General features: G+C 70.7%; 12 protein-coding genes. 7 read left to right on the forward strand and 5 right to left on the reverse strand.

Features of this window, described 5'->3' with window-relative positions; translation table 11 throughout:
• The first annotated feature begins 40 nt into the window (after positions 1 to 40).
• Positions 41 to 1,243: a Gfo/Idh/MocA family protein gene (locus tag ACZ5AJ_RS04115; RefSeq protein WP_464137342.1), complete on the forward strand. Its 1,203-nt coding sequence runs from the start codon at positions 41 to 43 to the stop codon at positions 1,241 to 1,243.
• Positions 1,244 to 1,371: 128 nt separating this feature from the next.
• Positions 1,372 to 2,475: a phosphotransferase gene (locus tag ACZ5AJ_RS04120; protein WP_464137343.1), complete on the forward strand. Its 1,104-nt coding sequence runs from the start codon at positions 1,372 to 1,374 to the stop codon at positions 2,473 to 2,475.
• A gap of 33 nt (positions 2,476 to 2,508) precedes the next feature.
• On the opposite strand, the gene ACZ5AJ_RS04125 is transcribed toward ACZ5AJ_RS04120, so the two are convergent.
• The 3 genes from ACZ5AJ_RS04125 to tdh form a co-directional block, all read right to left on the reverse strand.
• Positions 2,509 to 3,141, reverse strand: a complete 633-nt coding sequence (locus ACZ5AJ_RS04125; RefSeq protein ID WP_464137345.1) for a hypothetical protein — start codon at positions 3,139 to 3,141, stop codon at positions 2,509 to 2,511.
• Positions 3,142 to 3,416: 275 nt separating this feature from the next.
• Positions 3,417 to 4,619, reverse strand: a complete 1,203-nt coding sequence (locus ACZ5AJ_RS04130; RefSeq protein WP_464137346.1) for a glycine C-acetyltransferase — start codon at positions 4,617 to 4,619, stop codon at positions 3,417 to 3,419.
• Between the two features lie 33 nt (positions 4,620 to 4,652).
• On the reverse strand, positions 4,653 to 5,717 hold the full coding sequence (gene tdh, locus ACZ5AJ_RS04135; RefSeq protein WP_464138687.1) for an L-threonine 3-dehydrogenase: 1,065 nt from the start codon (positions 5,715 to 5,717) through the stop codon (positions 4,653 to 4,655).
• A 171-nt stretch (positions 5,718 to 5,888) separates the two neighbouring features.
• Here tdh and hrpA point away from each other — a divergent pair, with 171 nt between their 5' ends.
• From hrpA to ACZ5AJ_RS04150, 3 genes are all read left to right on the forward strand, one after another.
• Positions 5,889 to 9,881 carry an ATP-dependent RNA helicase HrpA gene (gene hrpA, locus ACZ5AJ_RS04140; protein ID WP_464137348.1) on the forward strand — a complete coding sequence of 1,331 codons (3,993 nt, stop codon included), beginning with the start codon at positions 5,889 to 5,891 and terminating at the stop codon, positions 9,879 to 9,881.
• 386 nt (positions 9,882 to 10,267) lie between these two features.
• On the forward strand, positions 10,268 to 10,963 hold the full coding sequence (locus ACZ5AJ_RS04145; RefSeq protein ID WP_464137350.1) for a hypothetical protein: 696 nt from the start codon (positions 10,268 to 10,270) through the stop codon (positions 10,961 to 10,963).
• A 213-nt stretch (positions 10,964 to 11,176) separates the two neighbouring features.
• Positions 11,177 to 12,634: an NAD-dependent malic enzyme gene (locus ACZ5AJ_RS04150; RefSeq protein WP_464137352.1), complete on the forward strand. Its 1,458-nt coding sequence runs from the start codon at positions 11,177 to 11,179 to the stop codon at positions 12,632 to 12,634.
• Here the strand turns inward: ACZ5AJ_RS04150 and ACZ5AJ_RS04155 are convergent.
• Positions 12,618 to 13,169, reverse strand: coding sequence for a VanZ family protein (locus ACZ5AJ_RS04155; protein WP_464137353.1), 552 nt, complete (start codon positions 13,167 to 13,169; stop codon positions 12,618 to 12,620). The genes ACZ5AJ_RS04150 and ACZ5AJ_RS04155 overlap by 17 nt on opposite strands.
• 112 nt (positions 13,170 to 13,281) lie before the next feature.
• Between ACZ5AJ_RS04155 and ACZ5AJ_RS04160 the strand changes: the two genes are divergently transcribed.
• Together ACZ5AJ_RS04160 and ACZ5AJ_RS04165 are read left to right on the forward strand one after the other, a co-directional pair.
• Positions 13,282 to 13,659 carry a DUF3039 domain-containing protein gene (locus ACZ5AJ_RS04160; RefSeq protein WP_464137355.1) on the forward strand — a complete coding sequence of 126 codons (378 nt, stop codon included), beginning with the start codon at positions 13,282 to 13,284 and terminating at the stop codon, positions 13,657 to 13,659.
• A 73-nt stretch (positions 13,660 to 13,732) separates the two neighbouring features.
• Positions 13,733 to 15,550 (forward strand): DEAD/DEAH box helicase, encoded by a 1,818-nt coding sequence (locus ACZ5AJ_RS04165; protein ID WP_464137356.1) that lies wholly within the window; start codon positions 13,733 to 13,735, stop codon positions 15,548 to 15,550.
• Between the two features lie 64 nt (positions 15,551 to 15,614).
• Here the strand turns inward: ACZ5AJ_RS04165 and ACZ5AJ_RS04170 are convergent, their stop codons facing one another.
• Positions 15,615 to 16,994, reverse strand: a complete 1,380-nt coding sequence (locus ACZ5AJ_RS04170; protein ID WP_464137358.1) for a nicotinate phosphoribosyltransferase — start codon at positions 16,992 to 16,994, stop codon at positions 15,615 to 15,617.
• Positions 16,995 to 17,151: the final 157 nt, after the last annotated feature.

Raw genomic sequence — 17,151 nt, forward strand, 5'->3', positions numbered from 1 at the left:
CGAACCGGCCGCACTGACCGTGAACCGAAAGGCGCAGACCATGACGACGACGTCCTCCACGACCGCAGGCGAGCAGGAGCGCACGGTGCGCCTCGGCATCATCGGCGTGGGCACGCAGGGATCCGCCTACGCGCGGTTCATCAGCGAGGGCCTGGTCCCGCACATGAGCATCGGCGCGTTCGCCGACACCGACCCCGCCGCCCTCGAGCGAGCGGCGGAGAGGCATCCGGGAGTGCCGACCTACTCGAGCACCGAGGAGCTGCTGGCCTCCGGCGATGTCGACGCCGTCATCACCACGATCCCTCACTACGATCATCCGGCGGCGGCCATCGCCGCCCTCGAGGCAGGGATCCCGACTCTGGTCGAGAAGCCCGCCGCGGTGCACACGCGCCAGGTCAAGCGCATGAACGAGGTCGCTGCGGCGCACCCCGACGTGCCGTTCGCCATCATGTTCAACCAGCGCAACAACCCTCTGTACCAGAGGATCAAGGCGATCGTGGATGCCGGGGAGATCGGAGAGGTGCTCCGGTCGACCTGGATCATCACCACCTGGTGGCGTCCTCAGGGCTACTACGACCAGTCCGACTGGCGCGCCACCTGGGGCGGTGAGGGCGGAGGCGTCCTGGTGAACCAGGCGCCCCACCAGCTGGACCTGTGGCAGTGGATCTGCGGTGCGCCCGAGAAGGTGTTCGCCAAGGCCGCATTCGGCTTCCGCCGCGCGATCGCCGTGGAGGACGAGGTGACCGCTCTGGTCGACTACGGAGACGGGCGCACCGGCACGTTCATCACCGCCACGCACGACATGAACGGGACTGATCGCTTCGAGATCCTCGGCACCGCCGGCAAGATCATCGTGGAGGGCTCGAAGACGGCGACGGTGCACCGTTATGCGAAGCCCGAGAAGGAGGTCTCGGACTCGGTCGACATCGACGGGGCCCGCAGGCTCATGTCGGGGGATGCCTCCGTGCTCGAGGGTCTGGTCACCACTGAGACCATCGAGGACTCCTCCGCCTGGGGCGCTCAGCACTCCGGCGTCCTGGAGAACTTCGCACGCCATGTGCTCTTCGGCGAGAAGCTGCTCGCCCCGGGCTCCGACGGCATCGTCGGTGTCCGCCTGGCCAATGCCATCCATCTGTCGGCCTGGACCGGTCGCGAGGTGCCGCTGGACTTCGACGAGGACGAGTACCTCGCGGAGCTGAACAAGCGGATCGTCGCTGAGGGGAAGTTCCCTCAGCAGAGCTGAGACGGATCCCCGGCCCCGGAGGGTCTGGAGGCGTTCCCGCGGGAACGCCTCCAGACCACCCGACGGTCCGCCGTCGGAGCGAATGCGCCGCCGTCCGGGGCTGTCCGCCAGGCGTCTATCGTGGGGCGATGACCGGGATCCGGGAGCCCATCGAGCCGACTCCGCGCGGCACCCGGTCCCCGGCCCTGCCTGCTGCGGATCTCACCGTCGGCCGAGAACTGGTCCTCAGCCGTCTCGAGCAGCTGGTCCTCGAGCAGGACGCGGATCTGGACGGCATGGACGGCATCGAGTGGGCTGTGGGCGATGCTCCTCTCGGAGAGGGGTGGGACAACCTCATGTGGCCGGTCGGGACGGTGCCGGTCGGAACGGTGCCGGTCGGGACGGGTCGTGAGGAGACCGAGCGGCTGGTAGTGCCGACGGCCACGGCGACCGCGGAGCGCGTGCAGCTGGTGCTGCGGGTGGCTCGCCGTGCTGTCGCGGTGCCCCTGCTCGACCGTGAGCGCACAGTCCTGCGACATCTGGGTCACCATCGCGGAGACCTGACGATGGGCATCCCTCGGATGCTGGGATCGGCCGAGGGCGCGATCCTGATGCCATGGTTGCCCGGGCTGAGCGCCGCCCAGCTCGCTGGCGCCGACGACAGGGCCGACATCGCTCTCCACCTCGCGCGGATGCTGGCCGAGCTCCATTCCCTGCCCGTGCCGGACATCGAGCGCAGCGGAGTGCGAGGAGTGCCGCTGGCCTCCCGGTCCGACGCGTTCGCTGCGGACCTCGAGCGAGCCGGTCTTCCGAGCAGCCTCCGGGAAGCGGCTCTGGGCCTGTGGGAGCGCGGCCTGCAGGCGGAGCGGTGGAGCGGGCGCGGCGTCCTGATCCATGGCGACCCGCATCCGGGCAACGTGGTGATCACCCCCGACAGCGAACCCATCCTGATCGACTGGGGAGATGCCACGGTCGGCGATCCGGCGAGCGACCTCGGAGCTCTCCTGCTCCATGATCCCCGCCCCAGGGTTCTCGCGGAGCACAGGCGCCGTGCTGCAGGGCGCCGGTCCGTTCCGTCGGCCGAGCCGCTCACGGACGGTCCGCTCATGGAGCTGTCGGAAGGATCGTGGGACGCTTTGGCGCTGCGCGGATGGGCGTGGGCGGCGCGGATGGCGGTGGCGATGCTGACCGCCTATCCCGCGAGTCACCCGTCGGGGCGGGCAGCGGAGAGGCTCCTGCGGCGAGCCAGCTGATCGGTCAGCCGGAGATCCCGCCATCCCTGGGCATCACGCGCTCAGGTCCATCGGTGCCCGGAGTCCGTGCCCGGCGTCGAGCAGAGCCGAAAGCCGCTCGCGCACCTCCTCGAGATCCCTCGCATCCAGCATTCTCGCCACCTGATGGAAGCGTGTGAGCTCGTCGTCGAAGGGGACGACCTCGAGGGGATCGATCAGATGCGAGCAGTCGCCGTTGCGCGGGAGGAGCACCCGCTGCTGCTCGCAGACCCTGCGCGTGGCCTCGCATCGTCGCCTGCGCGTCCTGGGTCCGGGGGACGGCTCTCCTGGACTGAGGATCCGGTGGGCATGGAGATCGAACAGCACCATCCCGTGCTCCTCCGCAAGTCGCGCGAGGACATCGATCGCGGCCGGTCGCGGTCCGTCGAGGCGGATCGCCAGCATCTCGTTCCAGCCGGTGATGGGAGCGCGCGGGTTTCGCCAGGGGCAACCAGGGTCCTCAGGATTGCAGGGAAGTCGCAGCAGCGCCTGGACGGCGAAGGCGCGCGAGCTGGGGTCCAGATCGGGGAGCGTCCTGCTGCGATACCAGTCCAGTCCGATCTCGAGCATGCGACGGGTCTGCTCCGCGCAGGCTGCCTCGGCGTCAGCCGGGCGCTCGCCGGGCCAGGCCACGAGGTCGTGCGTCATGCTCGCACCGCCGATCGGTGGGCGGAGCGATGGATGCGGTGGATGCATCGACGGGAGCGAGAGGTCGGTGTGGGGCGGAGGCCCGTGTGCCGTCGGAGGAGGAGTCGTGTCATGCGGTCGATCCTGCCCCCTGGGTGCCGACACGACCATGGTTGTGCACAATGTGCAGGTCGTGGTGCTATGGAGAGCCTCCTCCACAGGGAGCCCGTCCGCTGCGACGGCGTGCTGACGGCCTGACGGACGCGTGGGCGGAGCAGACCAGGCGGGACCGTGCGTCAGGAGGTGCTCTCCGCGCGTGCTGCGACGAACGCCTGGACGGCCGCCTCCACGTCCTCCTCCGAGTGCGCTGCCGTGAGCTGCACGCGGATCCTGGCCCCGCCCTGCGGCACGACCGGATAGGAGAACGCCGTGACGTGCACGCCGTGCGCGAGCATGGCGTCGGCCATGCTCCCCGCCAGCGCCGCGTCGCCCAGCATCACGGGGACGATCGGATGCTCGCCCTCGAGCAGCTCGAAGCCCTCCTCCAGCATCCGGCGACGGAACTGCGCGGTCCTGGCGAACAGCCTCTCGCGCAGCTCGGCGCTGTCGGCGACCAGATCGAGGGCCGTGAGGGTCGCCGCCACGATCGCCGGGGCGAGCGAGTTGGAGAAGAGGTAAGGGCGGCCCCTCTGCCGCAGCACCTCGACGATCTCCCGACGGGCGGAGACATACCCTCCGCTCGCACCGCCGAGCGCCTTCCCGAAGGTGCCGGTGAGGATGTCGACGCGATCGCCGACGCCGAAGTGCTCCGGCGTGCCGGCGCCCGCGGCGCCCAGGACTCCCACCGCATGGGAGTCGTCGACCAGCACCAGGGCGCCGTACTCGTCCGCGAGGTCGCAGATTCCCGGCAGCGGTGCCAGGTGGCCGTCCATGGAGAAGACGCCGTCGGTGACGACGACCATGCGGCGGGCGCCCTCCCCGTCGTGCAGGGAGCGGGCGGCGTCGAGCTGGGCGCGCAGGTCCTCCAGGTCCGCATGGCGATATCGGAATCGGGTGGCTCTGGACAGGCGGATGCCGTCGATCAGGGAGGCATGGTTGAGCTCGTCGGAGATGATCGCGTCCTGCGCACCGAAGAGGGGCTCGAAGACCGCGCCGTTGGCGTCGAAGCAGGAGGAGAACAGGATCGTCCCCTCGGTGCCCAGGAAGTCCGAGAGGCGACGCTCGAGCTCCAGGTGCGTGTCCTGGGTGCCGCAGATGAAGCGCACCGAGGCCATGCCGAAGCCTCGCTCGTCCAGCGCGCGCGCGGCGGACGCGACGAGGGCCGGATGGTCGGCCAGCCCCAGATAGTCGTTGGCGCAGAAGTTCAGCACCTCGTCGCCGCCGACGGTCGCGACGACCGCGCCCTGGGGAGTGGCGAGGGCGCGCTCCTTCTTGTAGGTCCCGCTGCGCCTGATGCTGTCGAGCTCGGCGGCCAGCTGCTCCTTGAGGTGCGTGTACATGGGGTTCCTTCCGCTCGGGATGGTGGTCGCCGCTCAGCCGAGGTGCTCCCAGTCCAGCAGCACCTTGCCGCCGCTGCCGGAGCGCGCGATCTCGAACGCCTCCTCCCAGCGGTCGGCAGGCAGGACGTCGGTGACGGTCGCGAGGATGCGGTCGCGCAGCACCGGGCTGGTGGAGATCATCGCGCTCATCGCGTTCCAGGTCTCGTACATCTCCCGGCCATAGATGCCCTGCAGGGTGAGCATGTGAGTGATGACGGTGGTCCAGTCCAGCTCGAAGTGCCGGGACGGCAGGCCCAGCAACGCGATGCGTCCGCCGTGGTTCATGTTCGCGATCATCTCCTGCAGCGCGCTGGCCTGCCCGGAGATCTCCAGGCCCACGTCGAATCCCTCCTTGAGGCCGAGCTCGCGCTGAGCATCGGCGATCGAGGTGGCTGAGACGTCCAGGGCCAGGTCGGCGCCGCCCCGACGAGCCATCTGCAGACGATGCTCATGCACATCGGTGATCGCGATGTGCCGCGCACCTGCGTGACGGGCCACGGCGGCGGCCATGAGCCCTATCGGCCCGGCCCCGGTGATCAGCACGTCCTCTCCGACGAGCGGGAACCTCAGCGCCGTGTGGACAGCATTCCCGAAGGGGTCGAACAGGGCCCCCAGCTCGGGGGAGATCATCGCGGTGCGTCCGTCGTGCTCGTGGACCCACACGTTCAGATAGGGGATGACGACCTGCTCGGCGAAGGCGCCGTCCCGCTGGACGCCCACGCTGCGGGTGCGGATGCACAGCTGCTTGCGGCCCGCCCGGCAGTTGCGGCACGTCCCGCAGACGACGTGGCCCTCCCCGGAGACCCTGTCGCCGACCCGGATGTCGGGCACCTCGACTCCGACCTCCAGCACCTCGCCGTAGAACTCATGGCCGGGCGTGAACGGGACCGTGTCGCACATCGCGCGCGCCGTCTCGTCCCAGGACCGGATGTGCAGATCGGTCCCGCAGATCCCTGTGCGCAGCACGCGGATGCGCACGTTCCAGGGGCCGCAGCCGGGCTGGGGCAGCTCGATCAGCTCCAGTCCGGGGCTGGGGCCCGTCTTGCGCAGTGCTCGCATCAGGGGCGCAGACATGGTTCCGTCTCCGTCGATCGGAGGCCCGGGATCTCCGGGCCGCGCCTGAAGTCTAGGACCGGCGCCGGGCGCTCCGCGGGCCGTTCGGCGAAGCCCGGCCGACGGTCCTCGAATGCAGGCGACGAGCGCGGCGTGCCCGCGTAGCATGGAGCGGTCATGACCACGCCCTCCTCCGACACCGCAGCCTCTTCGTCCGACGCCGCCGACTCCTCGTCGGACGCCGCAGCCTCCGCCAGCACGGCCTCCTCCGAGAGCGGCACCTCCGGCACCGCCCCGTCGGGCGGTGCGTCGGCGGGACTGCGCATCTCCTATCCGTCGGACCTGCCGGTCTCGCAGCGACGCGAGGACATCCAGGCGGCGATCCGCGAGAACCAGGTCGTCGTGATCGCGGGCGAGACGGGGTCGGGCAAGACCACGCAGATCCCGAAGATGCTGCTGGAGATGGGCTTCGGTGCGAAGGGCCGGCTGATCGGGCACACCCAGCCCCGCCGGATCGCTGCGCGCTCCGTCGCCCAGCGCATCGCCTCAGAGCTGGGGCAGAAGCTCGGTGAGGGAGCAGTCGGCTTCCAGGTCCGATTCACCCGCGAGACCTCGCGGGATGCGCGGCTGAAGCTGATGACCGACGGCATCCTCCTGGCGGAGATCGGCCGGGACCGTCTGCTGAAGCGCTATGACGCGATCATCATCGACGAGGCTCACGAGCGATCGCTGACGATCGACGTCATCCTGGGCTACCTGCGTCAGATCCTGCCCGAGCGGCCGGACCTGAAGGTCATCATCACCTCCGCGACGATCGATCCGGAGCGCTTCGCCGAGCACTTCGGCACTCGTCTGCCGTCCGGGGAGGTCGAGCCGGCGCCGATCATCGAGGTCTCCGGGCGCACCTATCCGGTGGAGATCAGGTATCGGCCCCTCGTGCTCGAGTCCGCTGTCGAGCCCGGCGAGGAGGACGATGAGCTCGAGGACATCCACTCCGTCGAGCGCGATCTCACCCAGGCGATCACCGATGCCGTCGACGAGCTCGCCGCCGAGGGCCCCGGTGACATGCTCGTCTTCCTCCCTGGTGAGAGGGAGATCCGCGAGATCTCCGATGCCCTGTCCGCACATCTCTCCCGCGGGACGACGGGCCGCGGCGCGCTGCCGGTGGAGGTGCTGCCGCTGTTCGGGCGGCTGTCCGCCCAGGACCAGCAGAAGATCTTCTCGCCCCCGCCGTCCGGCACCTACCGTCGGATCATCCTGTCGACCAACGTCGCCGAGACGTCCCTGACGGTCCCCGGCATCACCTATGTGATCGATTCCGGGCTGGCCCGCATCTCGCGATACTCGCAGCGCACGAAGGTGCAGCGCCTGCCCATCGAGCCCATATCGCAGGCGAGTGCGAACCAGCGCTCGGGCCGCTCGGGCCGCACCGCCCCGGGCATCGCGATCCGCCTGTACTCCGAGCAGGACTTCGAGGGCCGCCCCGAGTTCACCGAGCCGGAGATCCTGCGCACCTCGCTGGCCTCCGTGGTGCTGCTGATGACCTCCCTGGGACTCGGCGACGTCGAGTCCTTCCCCTTCGTGGAGCCGCCGGCGAACCGGGCCATCGCCGACGGCGTCCGCCTGCTCGAGGAGCTCGGTGCCATCGAGGATGCTCCGCGATCCCCGGGCAGCCGCCGACTCACCCGCATCGGACGGACTCTCGCACGCTTCCCCCTGGACCCGCGGATGGCCCGCATGCTCATCGAGGCGGACAGGCTCGGGGCGCTGCGCGAGACGCTCATCATCGTCGCCGCGCTGTCGATCCAGGATCCCCGTGAGCGGCCCCTCGGACAGGAGGAGCAGGCCAAGCAGAAGCACAGGCGCTTCGAGGACGAGACCAGCGACTTCCTGACCTACCTGAACCTGTGGAACCACCTCCAGCAGCGGCGCAAGGACCTCTCCTCCTCCGCGTTCCGTCGTGAGGTGCGCGGAGATCACCTGCATTACCTGCGGATCCGCGAGTGGTGGGACCTGCATGCGCAGCTCAAGGACATGGCCAAGGACGTGGGCCTGCATGCGAACGACACCCCGGCGAGCCCGCTCGCGATCCACCAGGCGCTGCTGGCAGGTCTGCTCTCGCACGTCGGTCTCTATGACGAGCGCACTCGCGAGTACGCGGGCGCTCGAGGCGCCCGCTTCGCTCTCTGGCCGGGTTCCGTGCTCGCGAAGAGGCGGCCGGACTACGTGATGACCGCCGAGCTCGTGGAGACCTCCCGTCTGTGGGGCCGCACCGCGGCGCGCATCGATCCGGCCTGGGCGGAGGAGATCGGCGCGCACGTGGTCAAGCGCAGCCACTCCGCTCCGCACTGGTCCTCGAAGCAGGCGTCCGCCATGGCCCACCAGAAGGTGACCCTGTACGGGGTCCCGATCGTGGCCGACCGCGTCGTCGGATACGGCAGGGTCGACCCCGAGGCCGCGCGCGAGATCTTCATCCAGAACGCCCTGATCGAGGGCGACTGGCGCACCCGCCACCACTTCTTCCGCGACAACCGGGCGCTCGTCGAGCGGCTCGAGGAGATGGAGGCCAAGACCCGTCGGCGCGATCTGCTGGTCTCCGACGAGCAGATCTTCCGCTTCTACGACCAGCGGATCCCGCGGAACGTGGTCTCCGGTCGTCACTTCGACACCTGGTGGAAGAAGCAGCGTCACGAGACTCCCGATCTGCTCACCCTCACCGAGCATGACCTGCTGGCTCCCGACGCCGACGTCGCCCACCTCGCGCAGGAGTTCCCCGATGCGTGGGTGCAGGGCGACATCACCCTTCCTCTGAGCTACAGCTTCGGCGAGGTCGGCGGCAGCGGCGCCGACGGCGTCACCGCGACCGTCCCGCTCGCGATCCTGAACCGGCTGCAGCCGCGCGGGTTCGACTGGCTGGTCCCGGGCATGCGCGAGGAGCTGGTCACCGAGCTGATCCGTTCCCTGCCCAAGCCGATCCGCCGCCATCTCGTGCCTGCGCCGGAGCGTGCCAGGGCCGTCGCCTCGACCCTCCACGACGACGACCCCGACAGCGGCGAGGCCTTCGTCGAGGCCGTGGCCGACGAGCTGGTCGCCCTGCCGGGGGTCCCTGAGGACCTCCCGCTGTACGGGCCCGAGTTCGACCTGTCCAAGCTGCCCGGTCATCTGCGCATGCACTTCCGGGTCGTCGACGCCAGAGGCCGGCAGATCGGCGCAGGCGACGACCTCGAGCAGCTGAAGACGAAGCTCAAGCGGCGCGTCGACGCCTCCGTCTCCTCCCAGGGGGACGACCTCGCCCGCAAGGATCTGCCCGGCTTCCCCGAGCAGGGCGTCCCCCGCGTCCACGAGTCCAGGGTCGGAGGGCTGAAGGTCACCGGCTACCCGGCACTGGTGGCGCGCCGAGGGAAGGACGGACGGCTCGAGAGGGTCGATCTCGCGGTTCTCGCGACCGCCGACGAACAGGCCCTCGCACACCGCGAGGGCGTCATCGCGCTGCTGGACCGCGCCCTCGGCACCGACCTGTCCGCGGTCCTGAACGCGCTGCCCAATCCCACCAAGCTCGCCGTGGCGGGCTCCAGCTACGGGTCCACGGCAGCGCTGCTCGCCGACGCCTCGCGCGCCGCGACCGAGCACCTCGCCGGAGAGGCCGACGTGCGCACGCGCGCCGACTTCGACGCCCTGCTGGAGACGGTCCGCGCCCACCACGACGAGCTCGCCGCGCAGGCCGTGAAGGACGCCGCCGCCGCGCTCGCGGTCAGCGCGCGCCTGCACAAGGAGCTCTCCCGAGGCACCTCCCTCGCGGTGCTGTCCCAGCAGACGGCGATCCGCGAGCACGCCGACTCGCTGCTGGGCGACGGCTTCATCTCCCGCACCGGACCCGAGCATCTCGCGGACCTGCGCCGCTACCTCGAGGCCGACCGCATCCGTCTGGACAAGCTCGCCGAGAACCCGTCCCGTGACGCGCAGCTCGCCTGGCAGATCGAGGACCTCACGAGCTACTGGCGCACGCAGCAGGCGAAGCTCACCCCGCGCCAGCGGACCCAGCCGGATGCACGCGAGATCGACTGGCTGCTCGAGGAGCTGCGCGTGAGCCTGTTCGCCCAGACCCTCGGGACACGGCAGACCGTCTCGGACAAGCGCGTGCGCAAGGCGATCGCTGCGCTCACCGCCTGAGCGACGCCTGTCGTCGCATCGGAGACGCAGTCCTCCCGTGCGCGGAGGATGAACAGCGGCGTGGCGTGGCGCACGCCCGCGCTGTGAAGGGCCTGTGGATCCCGAACCTTTACCTGACCTGCACGGCAGCCGTCTGCGGCAGGGTGGTGTCGCTGTGCATCCGCCGCGCAGCGGCAGTGCATTCGCGCATGACCGGCCACGACGTCCCGCCTCCGCCCCTGCGCGGAGCATCCCGATCCGGTCATGTCGAGGAAAAGTCGAGCGGAGGCGGTGCGACGCGGGGTATCGCAGGTCATATGCACTGCGTGATCGTCCCGTTACCTTTGCCGGGCTCGGGGCGCCCTGCGGCGTCCCTCCACGATCCCGCACCATGGAAGACCTTCCGCATGACGCTGTCCTCACCAGCCCGCGCCGATTCGTCGGCCCCCGCCCGCCGCACCACCGGGCCGACCCGCCGCAGGCTGCTCGCCGCCGGCACCGCTTCCCTGGGGGCGCTCGCCGCCGCCGTCATCGGCTCCACGTCTCCCGCCTCCGCCGAGGAGCTCACCGAGCAGGAGCAGTGGGCGCTCGCACGTCGCGCCGCCGCCCAGGAGACGCAGTGGGACGAGGAGTTCATGACGCGCGCGGAGAACCGTGAGGGCTTCGCGGTCGACGAGATGGACGAGTGGCAGATCCAGAACGCCAAGCTCATCCTCGCGGTGTGCAAGGCGAACGGCCTGGGGGAGGCCGGCTCGGTGGTCACCCTCATCACCGCCATCGTCGAGGCCTGGCTGTACAACTATGAGCCGGAGGTCGACGCCGACTCCGGCGGCATGTTCCAGCAGCGCCCCTCGGCCGGCTGGGGCACCTATGAGGAGGTCCGACACAAGCGGAAGGCGATCGAGGCCTTCCTCGGGGTCTCCGAGCACAGCGAGAACGCGGGGCTGACCCAGCTCGTCGGCGACCTCGACGCCTGGGACCCGGGAACGGCCGCGCAGGCCGTACAGGGCTCCGCCTTCCCGGACCGCTACGGCGAGCAGGTCGCCGCCGCTCAGGAGATCTGGCGGCGCTACGCCGAGGAGGTCGTGGCGCTCGCCGCCTGACATGCAGGTGCTCCTGCGAGTGCGAGCGCCCCATGCCCCGACCGCCGGCGGCACCGTCGAGCGGCATCGATCAGCGCCGTGGAATCCGCCCCCAGAGGTCCATGGCTCACGGTCCCACAGGGAGCGTGAGGCGGGCGACTCCGGGATGGGTGCTGCGGATGACCCGGGTCGTGTCGTCCGCCGCGCGCCCTCCGCCTCGCTAGGCTGTGTCCCATGTCACCGTCGCCATCCGTCAGCTACTCCATCACCATCCGCCTGGAGTTCGAGGCCCGCTCCGCCGCGGTCAGCGACATCACCAGTCGCATCGAGAATCGCGGTGCGACCGTCACCGCGCTGGACGTCTCCGCGTCGGGCCCTGAGCGCCTGAGAGCGGACATCACCGTCCTCACCACCGGGCACGACCATGCCATGGAGGTCGTCGAGGATCTCAAGGCGGTCCCCGGGGCCGAGATCGGCAAGGTCTCCGATCGCACGTTCCTCGCCCATCTCGGCGGCAAGCTGACGATCGAGTCGAAGGTCCCCATCCGCCACCGCGATGACCTCTCGATGGTGTACACGCCCGGCGTCGCCCGCGTCGTCAAGGCGATCGCCGAGAACCCCGACGACGCCCGACGGCTGACCATCAAGCGCAACACCATCGCCGTCGTCTCCGACGGATCGGCGATCCTCGGCCTCGGCGATCTCGGCCCGCTCGCGGCGATGCCCGTCATGGAGGGCAAGGCGGCGCTGTTCAAGCGCTTCGCGAACATCGACGCGTTCCCCATCTGCCTGGACGCGCACTCGGTCGACGAGATCGTCGCGCACGTCAAAGCCATCGCCCCCGTCTTCGCGGGCATCAACCTCGAGGACATCTCCGCGCCCCGATGCTTCGAGATCGAGGACCGGCTGCGTGCCGAGCTGGACATCCCCGTCTTCCACGACGACCAGCACGGCACCGCGATCGTCGTCGTCGCCGCGCTGCGCAATGCGCTGCGCGTGGTCGAGAAGGACATCGCCACCGCACGCATCGTGCTGTCCGGCGCAGGCGCGGCGGGGACGGCGATCCTGAGGCTGCTGCGGGCCGCGGGAGCCCGCGACATCGTCGTCACCGACATCGACGGCATCGTCCACGAGGCGCGTCCGCAGCTCGAGGGCCGCCTGCCATGGATCGCCGAGGTCACCAACCCGCGCGGGCTGACCGGCACGCTCCACGACGCGATCGCCGGGGCGGACGTCTTCATCGGCGTCAGCGCCGGCGACATCCTCTCGGCCGACGACGTCGCGACGATGGCGGATCGGTCGGTCGTCTTCGCGATGGCGAACCCGACCCCGGAGATCGACCCGGCCGAGGCGTCGAAGCACGCCGAGGTGGTCGCGACCGGACGCAGCGACTTCGCCAACCAGATCAACAACGTCCTCGCCTTCCCCGGGGTCTTCCGCGGCCTGCTGGATGCGCACGCCACCAAGGTCAGCGACCGCATGCTGCTGGCGGCGGCGAAAGCCCTGGCCGACGTCGTCACCTCCGAGGAGCTGAACCCGACCTACATCGTCCCCTCGGTGTTCAACGAGGCCGCCACCAGGGCCGTGGCGCGGGCCGTCGAGCAGGTCGCCCGCGAGGAGGCGGGGACCGTCGACACCATCACGGGTGCCATGCCGGCCGTGTACGCCGACGAGATCACTCTCGAGAGCTGAGGTCCGCTCCTGCGGTCCCTGCGGCTGATCGAGCGCCGGCCCGGCCGAGCTCGTCGTCGGCGCCGACGGGACCGGGTCCGGGGTCGTCCGGACCGACAGCGTCGTCGACGGCGCCGGGGACGGGTCGCAGGCGCCGCTCGAGCACCCAGGCACCCACGCCGAGGGCGATGCCGAGCGCACCCGCGAGCAGATCGCCGCCGTCGGCCGAGCGCTGCGGCAGGGCGAGTCCCTGGACGGTCTCGACCAGCCCGATGTGCACGAGCCCGACGATCACCACCCAGCCGATCGGGAACCGCCGGACCGGGGCGAGCAGTCGTCCGAAGGTCCAGACCGTCAGCGCCAGCACCAGCAGGTGATAGGCCTTGTCGGATCCCGGGATCCCCGTCCCGGGCACGCCTGCGGGCACGGAGGGCAGATAGAACCCGATGTTCAGCACGAGCGCGACGGCGGCGACGATGAGCCTCGCGGGCAGCGAGCCACCCGCACGACGGACCTCGTCGGGAAGTCGGGACATGTACAGGGCCGCAGCGTCCATGGGCGGCATTGTTGCAGTCCCCGGCCTCGCAGCGGGGGAGGCGTGGCCGCGCGAGGTCGACTACCCTCGGAGCATGCATGTCCATGGGCACCGATCCACCGAGGGAGCCGTCATGTCCTCCACCTCCGACCCGTCGCACACCGACCCGTACCGGGAGCAGCCCGGCTCCGCCCCCGGGTCCACCGCCGTCCTGGACCGCCAGGTCCAGGAGCAGGAGCAGCGCACGGACGACGGCGACCATGACCGCTTCGCGCACTACGTGCGCAAGGACCGGATCACTCAGGCCGCTCTCGACGGCACCCCCGTGATCGCCCTGTGCGGCAAGGTGTGGGTGCCCGGGCGCGACCCGAAGAAGTACCCCGTCTGCCCGGCCTGCAAGGAGATCTACGACGGCATCCGGGAGCCGAACGACGGCGGGGACGGCGACGGGAAGGGCGGCAGGAGCGGTCGGGGCGGCGGCTTCCGGGGTCTGTTCGGCGGGCGCCGCTGAGAAGTCGGCGCGACTTCCTCACATCGGACCTGTCCGCGAGGCGTCGCATCACGGCGGTACGGTGGAGCACGCTGTGAACACCACACCGTCGCTCTTCTCCACCAACGATCCCCGTCAGCCCTCCGAGGCGGCCGCGCGATCGCTGTCTCCCGCATACCCCGAGCGCGCGGCATGGGGGACCGTCCCCAAGCTGCGCGCCTGGCAGGCGGAGGCGCTCGAGCTGTATCGCCGCACCGCGCCCAAGGACTTCCTCGCGGTCGCGACCCCGGGGGCCGGCAAGACCACCTTCGCGCTCCAGATCGCCGCCGGTCTGCTCGCCGAGGGCAGCGTCCGCCGCATCACGGTGGTGGCGCCCACCGAGCATCTGAAGACCCAGTGGGCCGACGCCGCCGCACGCGTGGGCATCTCCCTGGATCCGAACTTCTCGAACGCCCAGGGATCCCACGGCTCCCACTATCAGGGCGTCGCGGTCACCTACGCGCAGATCGGCATGCATCCCGCGCTCCACCGGGCCCGCACCGAGGCCGAGCGGACGCTCGTCATCCTCGACGAGATCCACCATGCCGGTGACGCGCTGACCTGGGGGGACGGGGTTCGTGAAGCCTTCGATCCGGCGACCCGCCGGCTCGCGCTGACAGGAACCCCGTTCCGTTCCGATGACTCGCAGATCCCCTTCGTGACCTACGAGGAGGACGGCGAGGGCTTCCTGCGCTCGAAGGCCGACTACACCTACGGCTACGGCGAGGCGCTGAAGGACCACGTCGTGCGGCCGGTGCTGTTCATGACCTACTCGGGTCGCATGCACTGGCGCACGAAGACCGGTGACGAGGTGTCCGCTCAGCTCGGAGCGCTCGAGACCAAGGACATCACCCAGCAGGCGTGGCGGACCGCGCTCGACCCCGACGGCGAATGGATCCAGTCGGTCCTCGCCGCCGCGGACCGTCGGCTGACCGAGGTCCGCCGTCATGTGCCCGACGCCGGCGGGCTGGTCATTGCGAGCGACCAGAAGGCCGCCCGCGCCTATGCGGCGACGCTCGAGGCGATCTGCGGGCAGAAGCCGACGGTCGTGCTGTCCGACGACGCCGGCGCGGGCCGACGCATCGAGGAGTTCTCCGACTCCCAGGACCGATGGATGGTCGCTGTGCGCATGGTCTCCGAGGGCGTGGACGTCCCGCGCCTCGCGGTCGGCGTGTACGCCACCTCGACGGCGACCCCCATGTTCTTCGCGCAGGCCGTCGGCCGCTTCGTGCGCTCGCGCACCCGCGGCGAGACCGCGAGCGTGTTCCTGCCGTCCGTGCCGATCCTCATGGCGCATGCCGCGGCGATGGAGGCCGAGCGCGACCATGTGCTGGATCGCCGCCCGGATGCGGGCGACGCCGAGACGGGGCTGGACGACGCCCTGATCGAGCAGGCCAACCGCTCCGAGCGCGCCTCGGATCAGCTGGAGATGTCCTTCGAGGCGCTCGAGTCCGAGGCCTCCTTCGACCGGGTGCTCTTCGACGGCGGCGAGTACGGCTCCGGGGGCGTCGTCGGCAGCGATGACGAGCAGGACTTCCTGGGCATCCCGGGCCTGCTGGACGCCGATCAGATGCGCACCGTGCTCCAGCAGCATCAGGCGACCCAGCAGGAGCGGCTGCGTCGTGCGAAGGGGACGTCGGCGGAGGCGTCCGAGCAGCGGCCCTCCGTCGTCGACCACCGCCGGCTGATGGAGCTGCGCAAGGAGCTGTCGACGCTGGTGGCGTCGTGGGCGCGCAAGTCGGGGACGCCGCACGGGTCGGTCCACAGCACGCTGCGATCGCGCTGCGGAGGTCCAGCGGTCGCCCAGGCCAGCGCCGAGCAGATCCAGGCCCGCATCGATATGGTGCGCGGCTGGTTCGTCGGCCGCCGCTGATCGGCCGTCGCTCATCAGCCGCCGGGCCTGCGGGGGTCCGGCCCGACGGGTCGGTCCGGAGCACTCAGCTCAGCACACGGGCGGCCTCGACGCCGTCGGTGACGGTGGCGATCGCGACGGGTCCGTCCGGACCGTCGTCGGCACTGATTCCGAGCTCCGCGAGGGAAGCCGCATGGCGCTCTCGCGCGCGCCGGACGGCCGAGGCGGGATCCAGCGGCTCGAGGCGCTCGCCGCCGGCCATCAGCTGCGCCTGCAGCGGTCGCAGCATGGTGCGCTGCCAGTCGGGGGAGGCGTCCACGCTGGTGAGCTCGGCCAGCAGCTCGCGCTCGAACTCGGCGATCTCCGCCTCGCCGGGCAGCACCAGCTCGGCATGGGCCCGTCCGCCCACGAGCATGCGGAAGGCGCGCTTGCCGGCGCCGAGAGTGGCCTTGTCCTCGGACTGCTTGCCCACCGGATGCATGCGGCCGTCCCCGCCCTCGCGCTCGACGAGCTTGTAGACGAAGCCGGGTGCGGGATGGCCGCCCCCCGTGACCAGACGGGTGCCGATGCCGTAGCCGTCGACCGGTGCGGGGGCGAGCTCCTCGATCCGGTGCTCGTCCAGATCCGAGGTCGCGATGATGCGTGTGGAGGTCGCGCCGAGCGCATCCAGCTGCGCGCGCACCGCACCCGCCTGCTCGAGCAGGTTCCCGGAGTCCAGCCGCACCGCGCCGAGCCGCCCGCCGGACAGCTCCACCCCGGCGGCGACCGCCGCAGGGATGTCGTAGGTGTCCACGAGCAGCGTGGTGCCCTCGCCCTGCGAGGCGAGCTGAGCGCGGAAGGCGCCCTCCTCGGTGTCGAACAGCAGGGTGAAGGCGTGAGCGGCCGTGCCGGCGACGGGGATGCTGTAGCGGGATCCGGCGGCGAGATTGGAGGTGTGCTCGAAGCCGACGACGTAGGCGGCGCGGGCCGCCGCGACCGCCGCCTCCTCATGCACCCGGCGCCCGCCCATCTCGATGCAGGGGCGGCCGCGAGCGGCGGTGATCATGCGGGACCCGGCCGACGCCACGCCGCTGTCATGGTTCAGGATCGACAGCACGACGGTCTCGAGCACGACCGCGTCGGCGAAGGTGCCTTCGATGCGCAGCACGGGGGAGCCGGCGAAGAACAGCTCGCCCTCGGCGTACCCGTGCACGTCCCCCCGGAAGCGGTAGTCGGCGAGATGGTCCAGGGTCTCCTCGTCGAACAGCCCGGTGCCCCGCAGGAAGGCGAGGTCCTGTCCGTCGAAGCGGAAGTCTCCGATCGCGCGGAGCGCCCGGTCCGTCCCGGCGAGCACTCCGTAGCGGCGGCCTGCGGGGAGGGAGCGGGTGAAGACCTCGAAGACGCAGCGGCGATCCGCGATGCCCGCCTCGCGGGAGGCCCGCAGCATCGTCAGCTCGTAGAGATCGGTCAGCAGGGCTGTGGTCACCCGTCCACCGTACTGGGTGGGGGCTCCGTTCCCTGCGCCGCGACCCGTAGAATCGTCGCCACCGCGCCGCGGATCACGATCGTGCGGCCGGAGCCGCACGGGGACCCCGACAGGGCCCGTGCGAGGAGCGTCCACCCGAACCCCACCCCAGGAGCAT

This window comes from Brachybacterium zhongshanense, from assembly GCF_055385755.1.

Bases quoted from the DNA above. Each gene is read 5' to 3' on its own strand.
- ACZ5AJ_RS04115 (WP_464137342.1), top strand. From the start codon at position 41: ATGACGACGACGTCCTCCACGACCGCAGGCGAGCAGGAGCGCACGGTG.
- ACZ5AJ_RS04120 (WP_464137343.1), top strand. From the start codon at position 1,372: ATGACCGGGATCCGGGAGCCCATCGAGCCGACTCCGCGCGGCACCCGG.
- ACZ5AJ_RS04125 (WP_464137345.1), bottom strand. From the start codon at position 3,141: ATGACGCACGACCTCGTGGCCTGGCCCGGCGAGCGCCCGGCTGACGCC.
- ACZ5AJ_RS04130 (WP_464137346.1), bottom strand. From the start codon at position 4,619: ATGTACACGCACCTCAAGGAGCAGCTGGCCGCCGAGCTCGACAGCATC.
- tdh (WP_464138687.1), bottom strand. From the start codon at position 5,717: ATGCGAGCACTGCGCAAGACGGGCCCCAGCCCCGGACTGGAGCTGATC.
- hrpA (WP_464137348.1), top strand. From the start codon at position 5,889: ATGACCACGCCCTCCTCCGACACCGCAGCCTCTTCGTCCGACGCCGCC.
- ACZ5AJ_RS04145 (WP_464137350.1), top strand. From the start codon at position 10,268: ATGACGCTGTCCTCACCAGCCCGCGCCGATTCGTCGGCCCCCGCCCGC.
- ACZ5AJ_RS04150 (WP_464137352.1), top strand. From the start codon at position 11,177: ATGTCACCGTCGCCATCCGTCAGCTACTCCATCACCATCCGCCTGGAG.
- ACZ5AJ_RS04155 (WP_464137353.1), bottom strand. From the start codon at position 13,169: ATGGACGCTGCGGCCCTGTACATGTCCCGACTTCCCGACGAGGTCCGT.
- ACZ5AJ_RS04160 (WP_464137355.1), top strand. From the start codon at position 13,282: ATGTCCTCCACCTCCGACCCGTCGCACACCGACCCGTACCGGGAGCAG.